Source organism: Bartonella sp. AA2SXKL (genome assembly GCF_042197205.1).
GTDB lineage: Bacteria > Pseudomonadota > Alphaproteobacteria > Rhizobiales > Rhizobiaceae > Bartonella.
The window spans coordinates 45,786-66,337 of sequence record NZ_JBHIRN010000009.1; the positions used below are offsets into that span (position 1 = coordinate 45,786).

Below are 20,552 nucleotides of genomic sequence, written 5' to 3' on the forward strand. Positions count from 1 at the left end.
TTCAATTGTTATAGCGGATTTTTTATCATTTTTTATCTTTCAGATGAGCTCCCCAAATCATATTCGCAATCCTATTGTTTGTTTCATCTTTGTTAGATTGAGGATTATGATCATGAGAAAACAGGATAGCATTGTCTTATAGAAATATCTCTCAAGGTATTCAAGCCTATTTTGCGACGCTGTTCGTAAAGGGTATAAGGGTAAATCCATTGAGCCCCCATCTTTACGCTTCATAACGGAGTAAGCCTTGCACCATCACACAGTTTGTCAGCTTGTGGGTGTTGCTTACAGCTCTTGGTAATTGAGACGGTTCGTTTGAGGCATTTTTAATTCTTACTTAATAGTTTTTATCCATACGCCTCTTCCCACTTGTAACCTGCAAGAGATATAGTTTTGGTTGATTCAACATGGAACAAGTCTGAAATGAAAGAATCTTACGATATTCTGGATTCTCATTCAACATGTAAAATAATAAATTATCTTTATAAATCAATGTGTTGCCTTATGATAGAGTTGGTGTAGCATTGAGATTTTAGAGGGAAAATATGCCTTTAAGACTTTATAACAGATACTAAGTCTTTAATAGCAGGTATATTAAATGTACATCATTTAAAATAAATAGAGCGTCCATAGCGAAAAGGGGGACACTCTTTAAATACAGATAAATACTTATTCTGTTGTGCTGTAAAACGCTATTGTTTGCGGGTGTGGTGATATAAGACATAAAACTTTATACATGGGGTGTTTTGATAAGAGAGTGTGATGAATATTCAAGGGAGGGCTTGTTTATATAATTTTGTGAAAGGAACCATATGAAATGGGAAGCTGAGAAGGAGCTATTTTTGAAAAGGCGGATCGTTTATCAACCGGTTTGAGGAGGGGGGCATCCTTTTGGGGTGTGGGGAGAAAGACAAGAATAGGGTGTGTAGCACTTTATAGCTATGCTTTTAAAGCGTTTTAATTTTGATCACAAATTAAGTTTAAAATCGCTTTCTGCTTGACAGATGTGAGGACTCTAAAACTTTTTAAAAGCAAATATTCCTCTTTGCTCGAGGCGATTTCATCATAATGGTACGGGGCGTTGTCTTTTTTGATGATATCAGTGTAAAAAAAGGCAAGTGGAACATTCAAAATATCGGAAATTTCCTTTAAACGTTCTGCGCTCACGCGATTTAAGCCTTTTTCATACTTTTGGATTTGTTGAAAAGTGACACCTAAATGATGCCCTAATGTTTTTTGAGACATTTTTAGCACTTTTCGCCTAAAGCGAATTTTTTTGCCTACAAAAAGATCAATATTAAGATTTTGAGCTTGCATTTTCCTCCTCCAGGTGCGAGCGCCCTCGCATTGGTATTCCGGGAGCTTGAAAACACTGAACCCTAGTCAGCATTTTGCTTTTAGTGCTTGGAGCACCTGGACATAGCAAAATCTCCCGGAATTCCGGGATACCCACATAGTGGGTTTATTTTTACGCTAGGGTTTCGGGTTTTCAAGACCCCTTTTGATCGTTGCGTATGCGATCAAAACATTTTTCGATTCATAAAGTAATTTTAGGAGATTGGCAATAAAAATAGTTTTTCTTGAGACGGATAGATTTTTTTAAATAGGAGGTTGTTTGCCTTTCAAAGTTTTAAGGTTTGCTTACTCAACTCATGACATCAGATATGCATTTTACGAAGGTAAACCTTGGTTTTTAAGCTCAAGTTACCGCTTACGGTGCTGTCCTTAACCAATAATCAAAATGATTTGTTTTGATGCGTCTGAGATATCATGATGATAGGGGAAAGCTTTTATGAGTAAAGAGCCCTCATGCAAAATAAACTCAAAACATTATAGATCTTATTGTTGTATATTCACATGTTTGTTTTAGAAGATATTTCTCAATGTTAGCGCCTATTTTACAATGGTGCTTCGTAAAGTATATAGCGTAAAAGCCTCTATGAATGGGATAAAAGCTATATTGCTATCTTTACTGAAAAAAAGATGCTCGGACGACACATACTCTCTGCCAGTTCAAAATATTACGACAGTTTTTGCCTTTGAAAGGGAGCCTAAGAGCTATTTTTTCTTTCTTCACGTGTTTTTATCTGTACGCTCTCTGCTTATAATATGTAAGCGAATAGGTTTTGATTGATTCAATATAAACAAATTTGAAATGAGAAAATATATTGGGCTTTCTCATGATGCATATTTTTAAGAGGGGGATACGTTTATTTTCTCAGTGAAGAATTTGAGTATTTTAGATAAAAAACTCTATCAACGTCGTTGTTGTTAGAATTAAAATTTTTATGAGAAAAATAGCATTGGGGAATGATAAGCTTTTGCTATCAAGCATTTTAGAATTTTGCACAACTTAATGATAACTTAGTTATTTTATTATTTCTTATGATCTCTATAGACGATAAAAAGTTGGGATATGGTTTGAGAAAGCAGATGACACAAGTATTATCTTTCGGTAAGTAGTTTTGAAGTAAAAGACAGCTTTAAATGACAAATAGAGATAGGTGCTCCATGAATGAACTTACCCATATTGAGACTATTATAGCGCATTATGATGCTATTTTTTGTGATGTGTGGGGTGTTGTGCATAACGGTGTACATGCATTTGAACCAGCGTTGAAGGCGTTGTATAAAATCCGACAAATGGGAAAAACTGTCATTTTATTAACCAATTCTCCTCGGCTACAGGAAGATGTTGCTGCTCAATTACAAAGCATGAATGTTCATAGCGACTATTATGATGCCATTATCACTTCAGGGGATGTAACGCGCGATCTCATTCAGACTGCTCCACGTAAAGTTTTTTTCATTGGTTCACAACGTGATTTGGTGCTGTTTGAAGGGTTAGAGTGTGAATTTGTTGAAGAATGGGAGGCTTCTGTTGTCGTCTGTAGCGGTTTTCTTGAAGATTTTGACGAAGAACCCTCTGCTTATGAGGAGATGTTTCGTCGTATGCGGTCGCGGAATTTACCTTTTATTTGTGCGAACCCAGATGTGATTGTCCATTATGGAAATAAAGAATTTTGGTGCGCTGGTGCATTGGCTCGTCTTTATCAACAATTAGGGGGGGAAGTGCGCATTGCTGGAAAACCTCACGCGCCTATTTATGAATGTGCCTTTGAAAAACTTCAAAAAATACGGGGAACAGTAGAAAAAAGTCAAGTTTTAGCTATTGGTGATGGTCTTTTAACGGATATTAAGGGGGCGGCTCATTTTGGTCTTGATGCCCTTTATATTATGGGGGGGATTCATCATTATGATTATACGCAAAAGGGTGTGGTTGATAAGCAAGCTTTGCATTCTTTTCTTGAACATCATGGTTATAAACCACAAGCAATCATGTGGGCACTTCAGTAATGACTAATTTTTTGCGTCTTCAGGGAATTCATATGTTTCCCTCGGCTTGGCGGGGAGCAGTGTTGGCACTTGGAAATTTTGATGGTGTTCATTGTGGGCATCAGGTGGTGTTGCAAAAAGCACTTGATTTCGCGCGTATAAAAAAGAAACCAGCTGTTGTTTTAACTTTTGAACCCCATCCAAGAAGTTTTTTTCAACATTCAGCTCCTGTCTATCGTTTGACAGAGGCAGCTGAAAAAGCTGAAATTTTTAAAACCCTTGGTTTTGACGGCGTGATTGAACAGCCCTTTGATGCACAGTTTGCCGCTCTTTCAGCGGACGAATTTATTAAGTCGTTTTTAAAGGAAGTTTTTGATGTTTCAGTTGTGGTGACAGGCGAAAATTTTCAATTTGGTCATCAGAAAAGTGGAAATGTACATCTTCTTTGCCAAAGAGGAGAGAAATATGGATTTGAGGTTGTGCAAGTTCCTTGCGTTGCTCGTCCTCAAGAGTCACAATCTTTGATCATTTCCTCGAGTTTTATTCGGCAACTTCTCTCACAAGGGGAAGTGGGCAAAGCAGCCCATTTGTTAGGGTATCACTATCGGATACGCTCCAATATTATTCAAGGTGAAAAACTTGGACGTCTTTTGGGATTTCCTACCGCTAATCAAATGTTGCCTCCCCAAGTTCGTTTGGCTCATGGTGTTTATGCGGTACGTTTGCGTCGTGCGAACGGTGTTTTGTATGATGGTGTTGCAAGCTTTGGTTGTCGTCCAACGGTTGTTAAGGATGGGGCGCCCCTTTTGGAAACCTATTTGTTTGACTTTAACGACGACCTTTATGGGGAAAGCTGTACCGTTTCTTTTTTCCAGTTTTTGCGAGGACAAGAAAAATTTGATGGGCTTGAACCTTTGATTGCGCAAATGCATCGTGATGAAAAAAAAGCAAAAGAAATTTTAAAGACAGTACAACCATTATCAACGTTGGATAGGCTGCTTACTTTTAAAAATATGTCCTAAACTGATCTGAAAAAGAGAGAAGAGCCGTAAAAATAGCACTTAAAGTGATTATAATCACAAAGATATATTCCAAAACATCGTGGAATATATGTTTTTTCCGTTGTTGAGAGGGAGAATCGAATATCTGAAGATCTGATTTTGGCATCATTTTTTTCAAAGTTAACGTTATGGTTTTTGTTGTCATTCAAAACTTTACTGCTTGTTTCTTTCTGATCCGTTAAAACTTATCATAAAAGATGCAGTAAAGAATAAGCAACCAGCCTATTTAGCACTAATAGACGTGAAGAAGGAGAAAGGCTGTTTTTAAAATTTCTTGCGATCTTAAGCTTATAGTTTGATAAAATTTAATTGATGACTTTTTTTATTTAAAAGTTTATTGTTTCTTTTTTCTAATTTGGCTTATTATGTCATTTATGCTGTATCATCGTTTATGATGAGAGTTGGTTCGTGTAACCTTACGCATGTGATATTTTGTATTATGTAATGAATATTTTTAAAAAAGTTTTGTTTGTCGAGTCTTGTGAAGAAGATTAGTGGTCAGCAGCAGTTTTCGTGCTGACCAATCACGTAAACGAGAATGAAGCTGCTGGAAAATGCTTTAAGTTTCGTTTCTCTTGTATATTGTGATGGGGAATGCATATTAAGGAGACTGCGATTGATTGTAGATAAAAGAAATCATTGCGAGAAAGCAGGTGTATTGTTTCAAAATTTCTAATGCTTTTGATGGATAAAGGCACAATTTTGTTGTCGTAACACGTCAATCTTTCAGATTTTCAAGTTAAAAACTATCCATATATTTCCTTTGTCTTTCACAAATGTAACGCCCATAATGAAAAGGAAAGACAGTCTTGTAAGGATATGAAAATACAAAGCCAATAATGTTTTGTTGTTTTTTGATAGAAATATTGGATAAAAGTTAGAACATCTTTCCAATCTATGTTCGGTCTATTCGTGACTGTATCGTATTGTTTTTCTTATAAAACTTTTTCTTTAGTGTTCCTCAACGCGAGCAGTATGTTTGAGACAAAGATTAAAACGCTTTAGTGCTCTCTCTGCTGTTACAGCTTTTGTATACCAGATGGGGAGAGCCCTATTGCATTATCCATTTGCGTAATCTCTGAAACCGGTTTACAGCCTTATTGGGGAAAAATATGAAGTTATAAAGGGGAAAATCAGTCCAGATGACAGTCTTTTTTACATTCGGGTTTGCCACTTTCAAAAGGGTCCAGAGCAATATCTCTTAAATCATGAAAATAACAGCTTCAGGCTTTTGTTGTTCTTTGAATAGGATATCACGCCCTACAGGTAAAATAAAATGCTGGAATATCCTTGTTTTGCTAATTTATGCACTTCTTTTAAAGAAATATCTCTCAACGCTTCTCATATTCATTTTCATGATGGCTCTCATGAATGGTATCTTGAAAGCTCCGTTGAGCGCTATCATCTTTATGCCTAATAAAAGAGCAATCCGACACCATCCGTTATATTGACAAGCCTTTAGTGTTGTACAGTCTTAGCTATTTGAGAGCGTTTATGAGAGTTTGTTCTTAACTCGTTTTATTTCACACGAATATTTCTTGCTTGTGACATGCAAGAAACACGCTTTTGATTGATTCACTATAAATAGACTTGAGAGAATCTTACGGTATTAGGATTTATCACTCAACGTGCAAAATAATTAATTGTTATAAATCAATATGTCGCAGTTAATCATAGATTATGGCTTACGGCTTTTTTATAAAATACTCTGCATGCCTTTTATTCGGAATATGGGTTTTCTTAGTGGTTTTACTGTCGTTTCAGGTGTCTGTGGCGTACGAATGAGCTCGTATTGGTAAAGGAAGAGAAAAAGAAGGTGGAGCAGTGATAAAAAGTGAGGTGAAAATAATTTTCTTTGATCATCATATGAATTTTCATGCATTTTTATGGCTTCGGGTGTGCATGCTTGTTGTATATTGAGGAGCAAAGCTTGCTCATAGAGTTTTATGAAATGTGAAGCCTGAGTGGAAAGGTGCAAGACAAAGATTATTGACTGATTATTTTTTTACAGATCGATGTATATTTAAGAATCTTCGTCTTTTAAGGCGAGGAGGAAGTGTGCGAACCCTCTGTTTAAAGACGCGCTAAGCGATAAAGATGCAGCGAGCGTGATCCGTGATGACAATAGGCAAGAAGAGGCAGAGAGGCTGTTTTTAAAATTGTTTGCATGGCTTCAACAGCTGACTTTTCTATAGTTGGAGGAGAAATGGGAATGTGATAGGCTTTTATGCCATATTCATTTGCGACCGTTTTAATGCTAGAAAAGTCAGGTTGATGGAGCTCTTCGTGATCGGGGCGGTTACAGATAATTGTTTTAAAACCAGCTTGTGCCAATATTTTGATATTTTCTATGCTAAGTTGGGCGCTGATAAAAATATCAGGTTCAATTTGTTGTAAATTCATTTTTATTTATTCTCAATTGCACGATCTTCACGATACCCTCTGGTCTGGTATATAGAAAGAACATAATGAAGGTAAGTTTTTCAGTGGCATCTTAACAAAAATATTCTTTTTGTCGAGAAAATCTATTTGGGAAAAATGAGCTATAAGATGCAAAATATCTCACTTCGCAACATGTTCGTTATGCGATTTATGAAAGACGGATGTTTGGTCTTTGTGGATAATCTATAGTGTTTACTAAACATAGACATTTCATTGTGTTGCTTGTTTACGCGCTTGCTAGAGGCCCCCTTATTTCTCTTAAGCCCATTTTACTCTGTCGAGCGTCAAAGAGTATAAAATTCATGGATCACCACCCTTTTTACGCTTATGAAGAAGGAAGTCGGTACCATTGTTATATTTGCCAACCCCCAATATTGTAATAGTTCTTGATACTTGAGATTCTGCATAAGAAGCATTTTAAATCCTTTCTTGTACAGTTTTTACCCACACGCCAGCCCTGATTGTACGTACAAGAGATATGATTTTGATTAATTTAATATAAGAGGCATGAAATGAGAGAATCTTCCTGATTTCGGCTCTCTCATTCAACGTGCAAAACAATGAATTCTCCTTATAGTTTGTTGTATATTCAGAGTGGAGCTTGTTTGTAGAGTTGCATTAAGTGGATTGCATGAAGGGAGAATCCCAAAAGGCCAGTGCAAAATAAGAAGCTGGATCATTTACAGCGCATTGTTTACAGATCGACATGGATTTAAGAATCTTCGTTTTAGGGTGGGGGGGGGAGAAGAGCATGCCTCTTTTAAATTTATTTTGTTATTTTCAAGAATATCATCTTCATAATGTTTTGCTCATGTTAAAGAATATTATAAAAAATTGCGGGCTATTATTATTTATCCTGAAAATGGGAGAAATGATTATTTTGCACGTATTGGATGCTTGTTTCTTTTATTACTTTCAGTATAATCGTAAAAACGATAATACTGAAAGGCGTAATGGATGATCATTGGACTTTTGAATCAAAAGGGAGGTGTCGGAAAAACGACGTTGAGTGTTAATCTTGCTGCCAGTTTTGCACGTACTGGTACACGGGTATTGCTTATTGATGTTGACCCACAGGGAAGCGCATTGGATTGGGCTGCTGTACGTGAAGATGCTCCTTTGTTTTCAGTTATTGGTTTACCGCGTGCAACGGTTCACAAAGAGATTACACAGATTGGTCATGGTTATGATCATATTATTATCGATGGTCCTCCGCGTGTGACGGATCTTGCTCGTAGTGCTCTTATGGCTTCGGATTTGGTGCTTATCCCTGTTTTGCCTAGTCCCTATGATATTTGGGCAGCGGATGGAATTGTAAAGCTGATTGATGAAGCACGCGTTTATAAAGAGAATCTCAAATCTGCTTTTGTTATTAATCGTAAAATCGTCAATACAGCGATAGGGCGCGATGTGAACGAAGCTCTTGGCATATACCCTGTGCATGTTCTTTCTTCTAGTGTTGCGCAGCGCGTGATTTTTGCAGAAGCAGCAGCACAGGGGAAGGCCGTTTATGAAGTTGATAAGCAAGGACCCGCAGCGGCAGAGATTGAAGCGGTTGCAGCGGAAATCAAGGAGTTAGCACGATGAGTAAAAAAATTAAAATTGGCACAAAACCAACCAATAAATCAATTCCTTTAACAGCGGATGCATGGATAGGAAGCCACAAAGGGAGCATGAGTGGAGGTATGAAACGCCTCACGATTGATATACCAGAAAGTTTGCATCGGTTGATTAAGGTCAGTTGTGCAAGTCGTGGAACTAAAATAGCTGATGAGGTCCGCGAATTGCTTTCACAAAAATACGGAAAAGTGTAAAAAATGATACGATAATTTCATTGCTTTGAGTGCTTTTTCTAGAGATGATATCGATTGTTTTTATACGAAGTTAATAATAAAAGTGCTCTTCTTTTTTCACGATGGTTGCTTCATTCAAGTTGTTTTTCATAAGGTTCTGTATCATCGCATGAAAGAGCTATGAGTTTGCGAAAAATTCTCCGTTTCAAACTTTTCCCTATAAATGTGATAATCATCATACTACTTGTGATCTTATCCGCTAGATGAGTAGATAAGTTTATTCTTCCATAAAAATTATCTTGATAATGATTTTAAACATCAGGTTATTTTTTTGTTTATTGTACTTAATACATGCGTAAATAATGTAATTAAGAGTAGCGTTGATTATTTTTTTCTGTTATTCAGCAATCCGTTTTATTAAATTATATTCATGTTTATAAAGGGGGGGATAAAAATAAGTAAAATTTACTGATATTGACGCGCTATAATTTTTCCTAATAAACAAAAGAAGTCATTGAGCATATTATAGACAATATTTCTTACATTTATATGATTTTATAGTCTTAAATAGTTAATGCCAGCTGTAATGGTACGCAAGGCAATAGGCTTTTTTCTTCAATTGGAATGTATAAGATTGCTTTTTTAGCATTTCTATTGGCTTTTAAAAAGTGCAGGGGGACTTAAAGCTTTCTTTCTTTTCCGGTGGTTTAGAAATGATAAGAGCGCAATTAGTTGACTAAAAGCTGTATTCTTTCGTTTGCAGGGAATTTGCAATGGGTATAGGCATGACGAATTTGGGGTAAGATATCGTGCTGCTTCTCGTTACCAAGAGGTTCTTGAAGGAAAAGAAATGATTAAAAAGCTTTTTGAGAATGTCAAGATATCAGAATTTTTGCTGAAGTTTTAACACTTCAAATACAAAGAGCTGCCGTGCAGATAATGTTACAAATGCAAGTCTGATAAATGAAAGCGGCTCTCATGATTTAACATGTTTGCGTTGAAAATGTGCGTATTTGCAAAGGAAAATTAGACGCAAGGTCACAATATAGGAGGGGATGTGAATCCAAAGATATTGTTAATAAAATATAAAACAAAGAGAGGGGTTAAATCATGAACAAGATCATTATAACAGTGCTGCTGCTTTGCGTAGGACTTGTCGTTTCTGGTTGTGAAAAAACTTATAGCGTAGCAGAGTTTAAGAAAGATAAAAAATTGATGCAAGAATGGGGAAAGAAATGCGATAAAATGGGCCCCTCTGCTTTTGAAACCAAGAATTGTCAAAATGTCATGCAAGCCGATATGGAACTTTTTCAAGAGCATTATAGAAATCTTGCAAAGGAACTTCGTGAAAGTAGCAAAAAGGGGAATGAAACTGAAAAAAAGCAGGACAACAATTAAATCATAAAAAATATATTGATAGCGGTATTTTTCTTTGTACGCGATTTATCATCATAGGTTCGGAAAAATCGCGTACAGAAGTAGATTTTTAAATTTTTGAAAATGCACAATGAACCGAATGTACAATTTTAATCGGGTGCTAAATTGTGTCCTAAACTTTGTAAATTTGAAAAAAGGGGAATTTTATTGATGAATAAAGCCATTATTACAGCATTGCTGGTTTGTACTGGACTTGTCGTTGCTGGTTGTGAAAAAACTTATAGCGTAGCGGAATTTAAGAAAGATCCAAAATTACTCAATCAGTGGTTAGAGAAATGTTTTATTGCAGGAAGTTTTGATTCAAAAAATTGTAAAAACGCAGAACAAGCTGAATTAGAAACTCGTAAAAAATGGGGAATTTTTGGCTCTGGAAAGGACGACCAAGAAAAAACTGAAGATAAAAAGGAAGGGAATTAAATTATGAATAAAGTCATTATTACAGCATTGCTGCTTTGTACTGGACTTGCTGTTACTGGTTGTGAAAAAACTTATAGTGTAAAAGAATTTAAAACAAATGAAAAATTATACGAGGAATGGGCAAAGAAATGTGAGAACGATGATTCACCGCTCAAATCCTCTCAAAATTGTAAAAACCTTCGACAAGCATATGTAGAACTTTTTTTAAGGCCCTAAATTGTGTCCTAAACTTTGTAAATTTGAAAAAGGGGAATTTATTGATGAATAAAGCCATTATTACAGCATTGCTGGTTTGTGCTGGACTTGTCGTTTCTGGTTGTGAAAAAACTTATAGCGTAGCGGAATTTAAGAAGGATCCCAAATTACTCGAGCAATGGGCAATGAAATGCATGATATCAGAGGATTTAGATTCTCAAAATTGTAAAAACGCAGATAAAGCGTATCGTGAAGTTCATGCCCGAGATTGGCCTGGTTCAAGCTTTGTACATGATGACGAGAAAAAAACTGAAGAGAAAAAGGAAGGAAATTAAATCATGAATAAAGTTATTATTACAGCATTGCTGCTTTGTACTGGACTTGTCGTTGCTGGTTGCGAAAAAAACTACAGCGTAGCGGAATTTAAGAAAGATAAAACATTACTCGAAGAGTGGGCAAAAAAATGTGAAAAGCTGGATCAATCTTCTATGGAGAAATCTAAAAATTGCCAACATGCCAGACAAGCATATATGGAACTTATGTTTGGCATTAATTAAAAACATACAGTTCAATAAATAAGGAATTTTTTAGTTCTTGATTCTATTGCGTTTTTAGGCTCTCTCTAACTTTTAGAGAGTCTTTTTATGGCTTCAAGAATTAGTCGTTTACGATCAGTACTCTTTGTGTAAACGTATGCTATACTGTCATTTGTTCAGCTCAAAAGTGCTTTCAATTGTAGATAGTATTGCCTCCCAATGAGTTGTTACGTGTTACTGCTAATTTTTTAATGTTTTGGTTACATGTATTTAAAATATGAGATTAAATCTATCTTTGGGGTGTTTTTTTGCGTTTATCACAAATAAATGTTTCATCACACTAAGATCGTCTTTAAGTGTTGCGGCTAATTTCGGAAAAATTAGGAGGAAACATTTGTTTGGAAATTACTTTCTCTGTTTTAATAAAGAGAAAAACATTCTGAATAGAATTATTATTGTTTCATACTCAAATGTTTTTCTCGAACTATTTTTAAAAAATTTCTTTTGATTTGAGAATATTATAACATTAGTTAAGTTGTGAGACAGTTTTGCTAGGACGGTTTTGCTGGATGTGTGAGGAATTGAGCGCTCTCCACATCTTTTCATTTTTCTCCTCTCTCTTTTCTGAGTTTACAAGGGTTTTCCTTGTTATTTTTTTATCTTAATTGTGTTGTAATATTATCATGTTGAGCGGTGGAGCGCATATAAAACTTTACGTATGAGGTGTTTTTTGTTCTCGAGTGTGTGATGAATGTTTTTCTGAATAACACTTTGATTTATAAAAATAATTTAATTATTTTATGTTGAATAAGGATCTCGAATAACGTAAGCTTCTCTTATTCCAAATCTGTTCTCGGTTGAATTAATTAAAACCATCTTCTTGCATGGTACAAGCGGGGAGAGCCGTGTGGATAAAAACTGTTGAAGAAAGACGTAAAAATGCCTTTTATGAATTATCTCAAGTGCTAAAGGTTTGTTGGCAACATTTGGGGCTGGAAAAGTGTGTGATGCTGCTGGTTTATTCTTTCATAAGGGTAAAGATGGTGTTCAATAGATTTATCATAAGCTTCATGAAATATTATTCTTTAGAATTGTGATATGCCCTGAAGGGGAAATTTACTCAATAAAGAGACAAATTATTTACAGATCATATCTGATAGAAAATTTCGTTTTTTAAGGTGGGAGTGAAGTTAAGATTCAAGATAGCGTGAAAAGACGGACACTGATGGTTAAAAATGCATACAAAAAGCAGAGTTTATACTCAAATAGTTGCAAGCGATGTTTGAAATTGGGTGTGTGGTTTATCTGTAGAATTAAAATTTTGCTTTGCTCTTATGTGAAATTAAGATGCTCATTTGCACAGATTATAAAAAGCCAAAAGAGTATGCTTAGTATATTTCTATTACGAGAACTAAAATAACAACAAAAGCATTGATGGTGATAATCAAGGTTGAATAAAGCATAGCGGCTTTTACGAGATCAGCCATAAAAACCTCTTTCTGTTCTTTTTGAGGTGATTTTATGAATAACAATATGTTACAATCTGTAATATATGCTGATACAACATATTCGGCAAGCTTAAAATCGTTCCTTTTTTTATAAAAGCTTAAGGAGTTGGAGTATTGTGAATCCTAAAAAAGAAAGCTTTAAAAGGACTATTGATTGATTTTGTAAGTTTTGTGTTGCTGGAAACTTTTTTTATCCTGTTATGCTATAAAGCACTGTCATTTATAACGGTAATATAAGACATATAAGTTTTCTTGGAACGTTTAAGTATTTTTTAGTGTACGATGAATATTCGTAGGTTTATTTGTTGAGTCTTTCGTTTAAGTGAAGCAGATGAGGGGAAAGTCAGGAGAAGATCGTTTGACAAAAATTCGGACTGCGTACAGAGCCGATTGAGTTAAGATCTTAGTCCTTTAAGGTGAGCGGCGGAAGATAAAAATGTTTTCTGATCGTTTATCTCATAGCAAGATTGGTTAATGCTGCTCTAATGGGGCATGTTTTGCACAAAAGTAAAGAACGCTCCAAAAGAAATATACTTATGTTGTATATTAGTATATTTGTATTGCATATTTATGTACTTGTTTTAAAGAAATATCTCTTAACGCACACGAAAGACATTTTACGATGACATTCATAAATGGTATAACGGTAAATGTGAATAGTATAACAGTAAAGCTCTCATGAAATAATATAAACTTTGAATAATATAAAAATCTATAAAATGCTATCATCTTTATACTTATGAAAGAGCAAGTCACAATCATCGTAGGCTTGCTTCCAATGTTTATTATAGTTCTTGGCATTTGCTAAGGTTCATAAGAAGTCTTTTTCTTTCAGCGTATTTTATTAACACATCAGAGCGTTGTTTGTGATGTGCAAGCAAGTGATTTTAATTTATTCAACATGGAATATATTTGAAATGTGATGATTATGAAAGAGAAGAGCTGCATTTAAAAGGTTGAAAACGAGAGAAAGATCGTAAACAAAAATTGTACCTTGATTATAAAATGATTGTTTCTCTGTTTTTATACCAGTAGCGCATGTAAAGTCGCGATATTAAGAGCAAACTGTGTTATGGAATGAAATAATCTGTAAGAAGATGCTGTGAAAATTCTGAAAATATCAATGGGGGGAGCGTTAAGCATTATGCATTGGATAATATTTTGATTTATAGATGATAATCTATCGTTATTCAACTTGAATTAGATCCCTTAATACTGGACATTTTTTCATTCCAAATCTGTTTCGTGGTGAATTAACCAAAACAATGTCTTTTGCAGTTACAAGCAGGGAGCTCCCATGCGCAGAGAAATTGTACAAGAAAGGCCATGCTTTATGAACCGTCTCAAGTGCCAAGGGTATCAGAACATAAGGGGTTAGAAAAATATGTGATGGTGCTGGCTTGCTTCTTTTATTAAGCGTAAAGATGGAAAGTGCTCAATGGATTTTATACATGTCATGGAAGATTTATCATTATACCATTGATGGGCCGCGGTGCGAAATAGGCTTGGGTGCACTTAAGAGATATTTCTTTAAAACAAGCGCGTAAATATGCGATTGAAGACGTATCGAACTGATTGGCTAAGAAACTCTTGAAAAGGTTCAAAAAATCTTATATAGTCGTTCATTGCAAAGAAAAGCGAATGATAATTTAAAAAAGGAAGATTGATGGCTGTTTAGCTATTTGAAGATGTCTTTTTTTATATTGCTGTATGGCTGATCTGTTCGAAAGAACATTCTTTTTGTGTTTTATGCGAAATACTGCATGTGTGCAGAAAGAGCATGGGAGAGGGGGTGTCCTTTTGAATGGGTGCAAACTGATCTTGTCGGGCGCCATCTTATGGGGCGATGGAAGGTATACAAGTTTAAGTGCAGAGAGAGCCATAAGGTTATGGAGGGTAAAGTGCTTCTATCAGTAAAATGCTGAAATTTTTAATGGGCTTATGTCTTTATATGCTGCAAGATAGGCTGCGGTTTTTTGTCGGCAGATATTTTTGTGGCTGAAGTTTTCGTGAAAGCATTGTTATTTTCTGTTGAAGATGAGTTCGTGATAAAATCGGCAAGGCGAAATAGACAGAGCAAATATGGAAATTTCGATATTGCTGTAAGGTTTAAGTCTATAGCGTTTTTATGGATTAGTATAGCCGCAATGATGGTTTTGGAGCAAAGCAAGAAAAATATTTGAGAGAACGCGTTGAAAGTTGAAGTGGTATACGCTTTGAAGGATTGTCGTGCTGTTGTTTGAGCAATGTTTGCACCACGAGCTTGGTTGAGTGTATCAGCATTGAAGAGAACCTGTTTAGTCTCCCTCATTTGAAAGTAAGATTGAACAATAGTGTTGAAGGGGAAGTAAAAATGTCTGTAGTGCAATATGGTGATGATAGTTTTGCGGCAAAAGCAAAAGTTCTTGATAACAACCTTATTGATCGTGATTGGGCGATGACAAAATTTGTTGCTGCTGTTAAAGGATTAGCTCAAGTTGTTGATTATGAAAGCAATATGCTAGAGAGTAGTGGTGTTCCAGATTACGAAGAAATAAATTTGCGTAAAATACGTGGTTTGCGTGATCTTAATAAATCCATGAGTGATGTGAAGCGCTATATGAATCAAGATATTGAGCATGAGGTTGAAAGTTTGTTGTCTGATTTACAAGAAAAATTACAGCGTAATAGTGAATTACTTCAAACACATTTAAATGCAGTTAATGATCTTTCTAGAGCTATACAACTATCTGGACGTGCAAAAGAAATAGAGGAATAAATTCAAATCTGATTAATACGGGCTGTTCTAAGTAATGACAATGATTAGGTAGGGCAGTTGATTTGGATAAATAGTGCGTTTAGTGAGTAGAGTTGTTTTAAGCGCATTTTTGTATTTAAATTATTATCCTGATGTACTGTAAAATGCTGTTCTTAAAACAGTTTCTTTTAAGGTGTCGTGATGTGAACCACATGCTTTGGGAAACTGACTGAAAGAGAACTCAGAGAAGGCGGATTATTTACAGAAAATTGTTTGCAGACTAAGTCTGTAGGGAGCTTCATCTTTAGTTTAGGGAGGCGATCAAGGGGGTATTTAGACCAGCCTGTGCTGCCTTAAAAGCAGCTTCCTTGGGAATGTGGTAATGTAAGGTTTATATATTAGAGTCTTTTGCATGCATTTAGCAGACCTAGCGGCGACTTACTCTCCCGTGCCTGAAGGCAAAGTACTATCAGCGCTGGAGTGTTTCACGACCGAGTTCGGGATGGGATCTGGTGCGTTCACTCCGCCATAACCACCAAGTCAGCAAAAAGCATGAATGATGAAGAGTATGTGATGAATATTGCCTATAAGCTTCATGGAATATTGTCCTTTAAAGTGTGATGATATGACGCGGTTCGTTGTTTAAATCTATAGGCTTGAGATAAAAATTAAAGCGGTTTATTATTTCCTTCTGTTGTTTTAGTTTTTGTATGTCAGATTGGAGAGAGCATCCAGATCTGAGTGGACATAGTGCGTATATCTTTGTTGGCGTAATATTTGAAATGGGGAGGCAATCTCATTGGGAAAGAATAAAGAGGTAGAAATCAGCTTCCCTCTGTTCCGCCGTTCTTTAATTTAGCTTTATGTCTTTCAAAAGTATCTAAAGCACTATCTGTTAAATAATGAAGATTCCGCATTGTTTCACGCTTTTTTTTATTGTGTTTTTTACTGCGGGCATGTCCTTCATGCACGACAAAATACTCAAAATAGAATGGATTTGTTATTCCTAATTCACGGCCTTGTTTTAAAGAGATATCTAAGCTCTCAAGTCTATTTCGTGATGGTGTTTGTGGGGCGGCGCAACGACATCTTGATGCAACGGTGCTTGTGAATGGTATAATAAGAAAGTTCCCATGGAAATAATATAAAATCTATAGGGCGCGACCATCTTTATGCTTAATAAAAGAGCAAGTTGATATTGTTATATTTTTCAAACACTGTCATATTCTTTGTTTGATCCCAATGTTGCTACAGCCCTTGGCACTTGAGATAGTTCATTAGAGGCATTTTTAATCCTTTCTTAATAGTTTTTTATCCCTATGGCTCTTCCCCCTTGTCACTTGTAAGAGATATGTTTTTTGTTGATTCAACATGGAACAGGTCTAAGATGAAAGAATCTGACGATATTCTCATTTAACATGCAAAACAATTAATTGTCTTTATAAATCAAATGCTTGTCTTATGATTGAGTTGCTGTAGTATTGAGATTTTAGAGGAAAAACATGCCTTTAAGAATTTATACCAGATACTAAGTCTTTATAGCAGGTATATAATAAAATGCACATCATCTAAAATAAATAGAGTGTCCACAGCGAAGAAGGGGCTGACTTTTTTAAATCGGCATGAATGCTTATTCTGTTGTGCTGTAAAAACATCATCGCTTGAGGTGTGGTGATAATATAAGACATAAAATTTTATGCATGGGGTATTTTGATGAGAGAATGTTATGGTGTTTAGTTTTTTATTCAATATGCAAAAGAAATATTATAAGTCAAAATCTTCTTTGATGTGATAATGATTTTTGAGAATTTAAAAAAATATATAAATTTAAATAAAAAAGCAGCACTTTGTGCTGCTTTTTTATTTAAGTTAAAATTAACTTCTGCTTTAGAAACGATAACGTATTCCGCCAGACAAATTGGTGCCAGATACACCGGCTTTTTGCAGTTTTTGCCGATAGCTGATATCGGCGTTTAGTACGATATTTTGAGAAAGATATGCGTTCACCCCCATGCCTCCCTCAACTGAGGAGCCGGTAGGATCAACATGAAAGGTATCAGCAATTTTTATTGTTTTACCATCGCCAAAAGTTCTGATAACATTCATTTTACCATAGAAGGAAACAGCCTTGTTTTCTTCAAGAGCCATTATCGTTTTTGTTAAACGTCCACCAAAACGGATCAACCATTGATGTGGATTGCCCATGTCTACTTTTAAGCCATTGGTATCTGAGAAAATATCAAACATGAGATTTTGATAAATGAATTGAGCTTGTGGTTCAAAGACAAGCCCTTTTGTATCGGTTGCTAATTTCTGACCAATGGTTGCAGATATATTAAGCATCTCGGTACCATCCAATTTTGCGGCATTCCCAACAAGAGCTGTGGTAATATTTCCTTTTAAGGTTCCGTAAGAAAGAAGAGCGTTGACATATATACCATTGCTATGCTGGATGCCGCTATAAGCGGTAAGTGACCATTTATCAAGCGTTGTCTTTTCAGAATCTTGCATCTCTTTTGGCGTAAAGGCAAGCTTTCCGTACGTTCCTAAAAGACCAAAATATGCGCTTATGTCTTTGCTTTCTAAGGCGGCTAATATGCCCCCTAATTGTAAGGCAGTATAGTTTACATCAGCACCATAACCATAGTGCAGTGGATCGCGGTTGGAAGATAGGGTGACCTTCTCGCCGTAGGAAGAGAAAAAGATACCATTCTTTATATTGTCTTTTGCCCCAAATACTGTTGTTCGCATATTGTCTAACAACGTGTTTTGATTGTTTACATCAGTAAATCCAGCAGAAAATAAAGTATTAGATATGGTTAAATAGTTTGCTACCTGTGGTAAAAGGGCTCGAACCTTTTTATCCTTATCAATGTAGGCATTCTGTAAGCGAAAATCCCAGAAATTACTGTTTTTACCAAAAAGATTTTGGCTCTCATGAGATGTTCCAGGTTTATAGCCTGTAAGTACATACTTATAAGGTTGTTTCCCTATTGTCATATAGTTTCCTGCTAACGTGAAGGAATTTTCATTTGCTTGTCCGGAAACTTGAATGATTGAAATCCCATGTGTCCCTAAAGGAAGTGAAGCCATCGTCTCTTCCCAAACAGCAGAGCTATCGGTTTGGAGATTGATGTGAACAACAGTACTTCCTGAGACATCACCATTAATCACAATGCGATCAGTTTGTTGTTCCGTGATAGGAGAATGTTTATCCCATTGAGTGTTTACATAAATCTCTGCAAGACCCGCTGTACTATAAATCGCTGCTGTGTGAGTTGTTTCGTCTTCTTGCGAAAGATTAGGTCCTATAAACAGAGTTTGATAATGTCCCTCAATGGGCTTGTCAAACATAATGGCGCTGTTTGTAAGGTGCAATTCAGAAAGATTAGAGTATGATTTTTCATCAACACCAAACTGTCTATAGTCATTTAAAATATTATCATTATTTGTGGCATTTTTATTCGCCTTTACAAGCCATTTCGTCCTCTCTTTTAGATCAAAAACTGTTCTATTATCTTTAGAAGTTCTTACCCGACCTTCTAAAGAAGAGTGGTCTGCAACTAATGTAATGGTGTTTGTGGAGGCACTTTCGTTCTTGATATTTTTTAATAAAATATCGGCATGAACTTCTGAATTTTTAAGGTTGACTTTCCCGTTTACGCCTGTTCCATAAAGGTTGATACCGCTACCATGTTCAACGAAAAGCTTTGTATTCTCTAGGGTTACTTTATCAGCAATATTGGCTACATCTTGTTCTTGAACGGCATTGGTGTTCCTTTCAGCATTGCGTGTATATCGTTTTCTAGGGGCATTATACGGATTGTTGCGGAAAATAATACCGTCTGCTTCATAATTTCCCGTGACATGGACGCTTGAATCCTTAAGTTTGATTGTGCCCTCCATGTTTACCAAACCAGCTGTTTCTGCTGTTACAGTAATGCCTGTAGCATCAATTTCTCCACCATCTGATACACTTAGTGCAACAAAACGCGCATCAACTGTTCCCCCTATCATGTTGACTTTTGAATTATTTCCCTCTGCATGTACAGCAAAACCATTGTCTTGAATTTTTTTGTTATGTAGCGTTATGGTCTTACCGTTTTTAGCTTCAACTCCAGCGCTTATATCCTCAATTTGTGTAGACTTTTCAGGTTGTTTTATTGGTGATATTGGTTTTTCAATCTCTGATTTTTCAGATATTTTTTGTGCAGATGAAGATTGCACTGGCGCTGGTTTTGCAGATTTTGGTGGTACCAGTAATGTTGGTTTTTCAGTTTCTACTCTTAAAGATATTGGCTGTGCGAGTTCTGGTTCATTAGATGTTGGTATTTGCTCTGTTGTTGGTTTTGTAGGTTCCGTTCTTGTAGGTTCAGACTTTGTAAGTGCTGGTTGTAAATTCGGTGAAGGTTGTGTAGGTTCTGGCTGTGAAGACACAGCAGAATTCGATAGTGTTTTTTCGCTGGAAGAGTCTGCAGAAGAGGAGGGCGCCCCTGAACGTCTTCTAGATTTTGCTTCCATTCTTGTTGTTGAAGATTGTATAATAGGAGTGTTTTGTGTTGTAGGGTTAGATTGTACACCTTCTGTAACTTTAGTCTTTGGTGTTTGTGTACTTCCTTGACTAAGATCAGAGTTTTGTTTTGAAGAAGAAATTATATTTCCAGCTGAATTTCCTTCAAGTTGTGTTTTGGGAGGTAGAGTGCTTGTAGAAGTAGGCGTTGTAAGTTTACTTCCTGTAGAAATAGGGCTTGCGCTCGTTCTTGTGGAGCTAGGTGCTGTAGGGGGAAGGAGGCCATTAGGGGTTGAAGATGGATATGATGGCATAATTCGCCCGATTCCATCATATGGATCTTTATACGGATCAAAAACTCCGGATAGATTTATTTGTGACTTGACACGAGCAGGTTGTAGAGAAGAAGAATCTATCGTTGTTGATGGATTTGTACTATGAATAGCATAAGACAAACCGCTGGAAGAATAAAACAGAACTCCGGAAACTGTGTATAGTAAGAAGCTTTTTTTCATATGGATGTATTCCTAAAATATTTCCCCCTCTCTCATAAAAAGTAAAACTTTGACCTCATTATGTC

Annotated in this window: 15 protein-coding genes and 1 rRNA gene; 11 read left to right on the plus strand and 5 right to left on the minus strand. The window is 36.0% G+C overall.

Features of this window, described 5'->3' with window-relative positions; translation table 11 throughout:
• Positions 1-957: 957 nt before the first annotated feature.
• Positions 958-1,317 (minus strand): helix-turn-helix domain-containing protein, encoded by a 360-nt coding sequence (locus tag ACFINS_RS06830; RefSeq protein ID WP_375686163.1) that lies wholly within the window; start codon positions 1,315-1,317, stop codon positions 958-960.
• Between the two features lie 1,194 nt (positions 1,318-2,511).
• On the opposite strand from ACFINS_RS06830, the gene ACFINS_RS06835 reads away from it, so the two are divergent.
• Positions 2,512-3,357: a TIGR01459 family HAD-type hydrolase gene (locus ACFINS_RS06835; protein ID WP_375681978.1), complete on the plus strand. Its 846-nt coding sequence runs from the start codon at positions 2,512-2,514 to the stop codon at positions 3,355-3,357.
• A complete protein-coding gene (locus ACFINS_RS06840) occupies positions 3,357-4,358 on the plus strand; it encodes a bifunctional riboflavin kinase/FAD synthetase (protein WP_375706021.1) in 1,002 nt (333 codons plus the stop codon). Before ACFINS_RS06835 ends, ACFINS_RS06840 begins: the two co-directional genes overlap by 1 nt.
• A 2,112-nt stretch (positions 4,359-6,470) precedes the next feature.
• Here the strand turns inward: ACFINS_RS06840 and ACFINS_RS06845 are convergent.
• Positions 6,471-6,800, minus strand: coding sequence for a TIGR01244 family sulfur transferase (locus tag ACFINS_RS06845; protein ID WP_375612199.1), 330 nt, complete (start codon positions 6,798-6,800; stop codon positions 6,471-6,473).
• Between the two features lie 996 nt (positions 6,801-7,796).
• Here ACFINS_RS06845 and parA point away from each other — a divergent pair.
• From parA to ACFINS_RS06890, 9 genes are all read left to right on the plus strand, one after another.
• Positions 7,797-8,426 (plus strand): ParA family partition ATPase, encoded by a 630-nt coding sequence (parA, locus tag ACFINS_RS06850; protein ID WP_375613562.1) that lies wholly within the window; start codon positions 7,797-7,799, stop codon positions 8,424-8,426.
• Positions 8,423-8,653, plus strand: coding sequence for a plasmid partition protein ParG (locus ACFINS_RS06855; protein ID WP_375613561.1), 231 nt, complete (start codon positions 8,423-8,425; stop codon positions 8,651-8,653). The genes parA and ACFINS_RS06855 overlap by 4 nt, the downstream gene beginning before the upstream one ends.
• Before the next feature lie 1,089 nt (positions 8,654-9,742).
• Entirely contained in the window at positions 9,743-10,030 is a 288-nt protein-coding gene (locus ACFINS_RS06860) for an EexN family lipoprotein (RefSeq protein WP_375638604.1), read from the plus strand.
• 189 nt (positions 10,031-10,219) lie between these two features.
• A complete protein-coding gene (locus ACFINS_RS06865) occupies positions 10,220-10,486 on the plus strand; it encodes an EexN family lipoprotein (protein ID WP_375651217.1) in 267 nt (88 codons plus the stop codon).
• 3 nt (positions 10,487-10,489) lie between these two features.
• On the plus strand, positions 10,490-10,702 hold the full coding sequence (locus ACFINS_RS06870; RefSeq protein WP_375621543.1) for an EexN family lipoprotein: 213 nt from the start codon (positions 10,490-10,492) through the stop codon (positions 10,700-10,702).
• A 44-nt stretch (positions 10,703-10,746) separates the two neighbouring features.
• Entirely contained in the window at positions 10,747-11,016 is a 270-nt protein-coding gene (locus tag ACFINS_RS06875; protein WP_375627922.1) for an EexN family lipoprotein, read from the plus strand.
• Positions 11,017-11,019: 3 nt separating this feature from the next.
• Positions 11,020-11,238, plus strand: a complete 219-nt coding sequence (locus ACFINS_RS06880) for an EexN family lipoprotein (RefSeq protein ID WP_375613558.1) — start codon at positions 11,020-11,022, stop codon at positions 11,236-11,238.
• Positions 11,239-14,701: 3,463 nt separating this feature from the next.
• A complete protein-coding gene (locus tag ACFINS_RS06885) occupies positions 14,702-14,908 on the plus strand; it encodes a hypothetical protein (protein ID WP_375612203.1) in 207 nt (68 codons plus the stop codon).
• A gap of 170 nt (positions 14,909-15,078) precedes the next feature.
• Positions 15,079-15,483, plus strand: a complete 405-nt coding sequence (locus tag ACFINS_RS06890; RefSeq protein ID WP_273790974.1) for a flagellar protein FlgN — start codon at positions 15,079-15,081, stop codon at positions 15,481-15,483.
• A 404-nt stretch (positions 15,484-15,887) separates the two neighbouring features.
• Here ACFINS_RS06890 and rrf read toward each other — a convergent pair.
• The 3 genes from rrf to ACFINS_RS06905 form a co-directional block, all read right to left on the minus strand.
• Positions 15,888-16,002: ribosomal RNA gene (gene rrf / locus ACFINS_RS06895) — 5S ribosomal RNA — on the minus strand.
• Between the two features lie 284 nt (positions 16,003-16,286).
• On the minus strand, positions 16,287-16,433 hold the full coding sequence (locus ACFINS_RS06900) for a hypothetical protein (protein ID WP_375706022.1): 147 nt from the start codon (positions 16,431-16,433) through the stop codon (positions 16,287-16,289).
• Between the two features lie 916 nt (positions 16,434-17,349).
• Positions 17,350-20,487: an autotransporter outer membrane beta-barrel domain-containing protein gene (locus ACFINS_RS06905; RefSeq protein ID WP_375706023.1), complete on the minus strand. Its 3,138-nt coding sequence runs from the start codon at positions 20,485-20,487 to the stop codon at positions 17,350-17,352.
• Between the last annotated feature and the right edge of the window lie 65 nt (positions 20,488-20,552).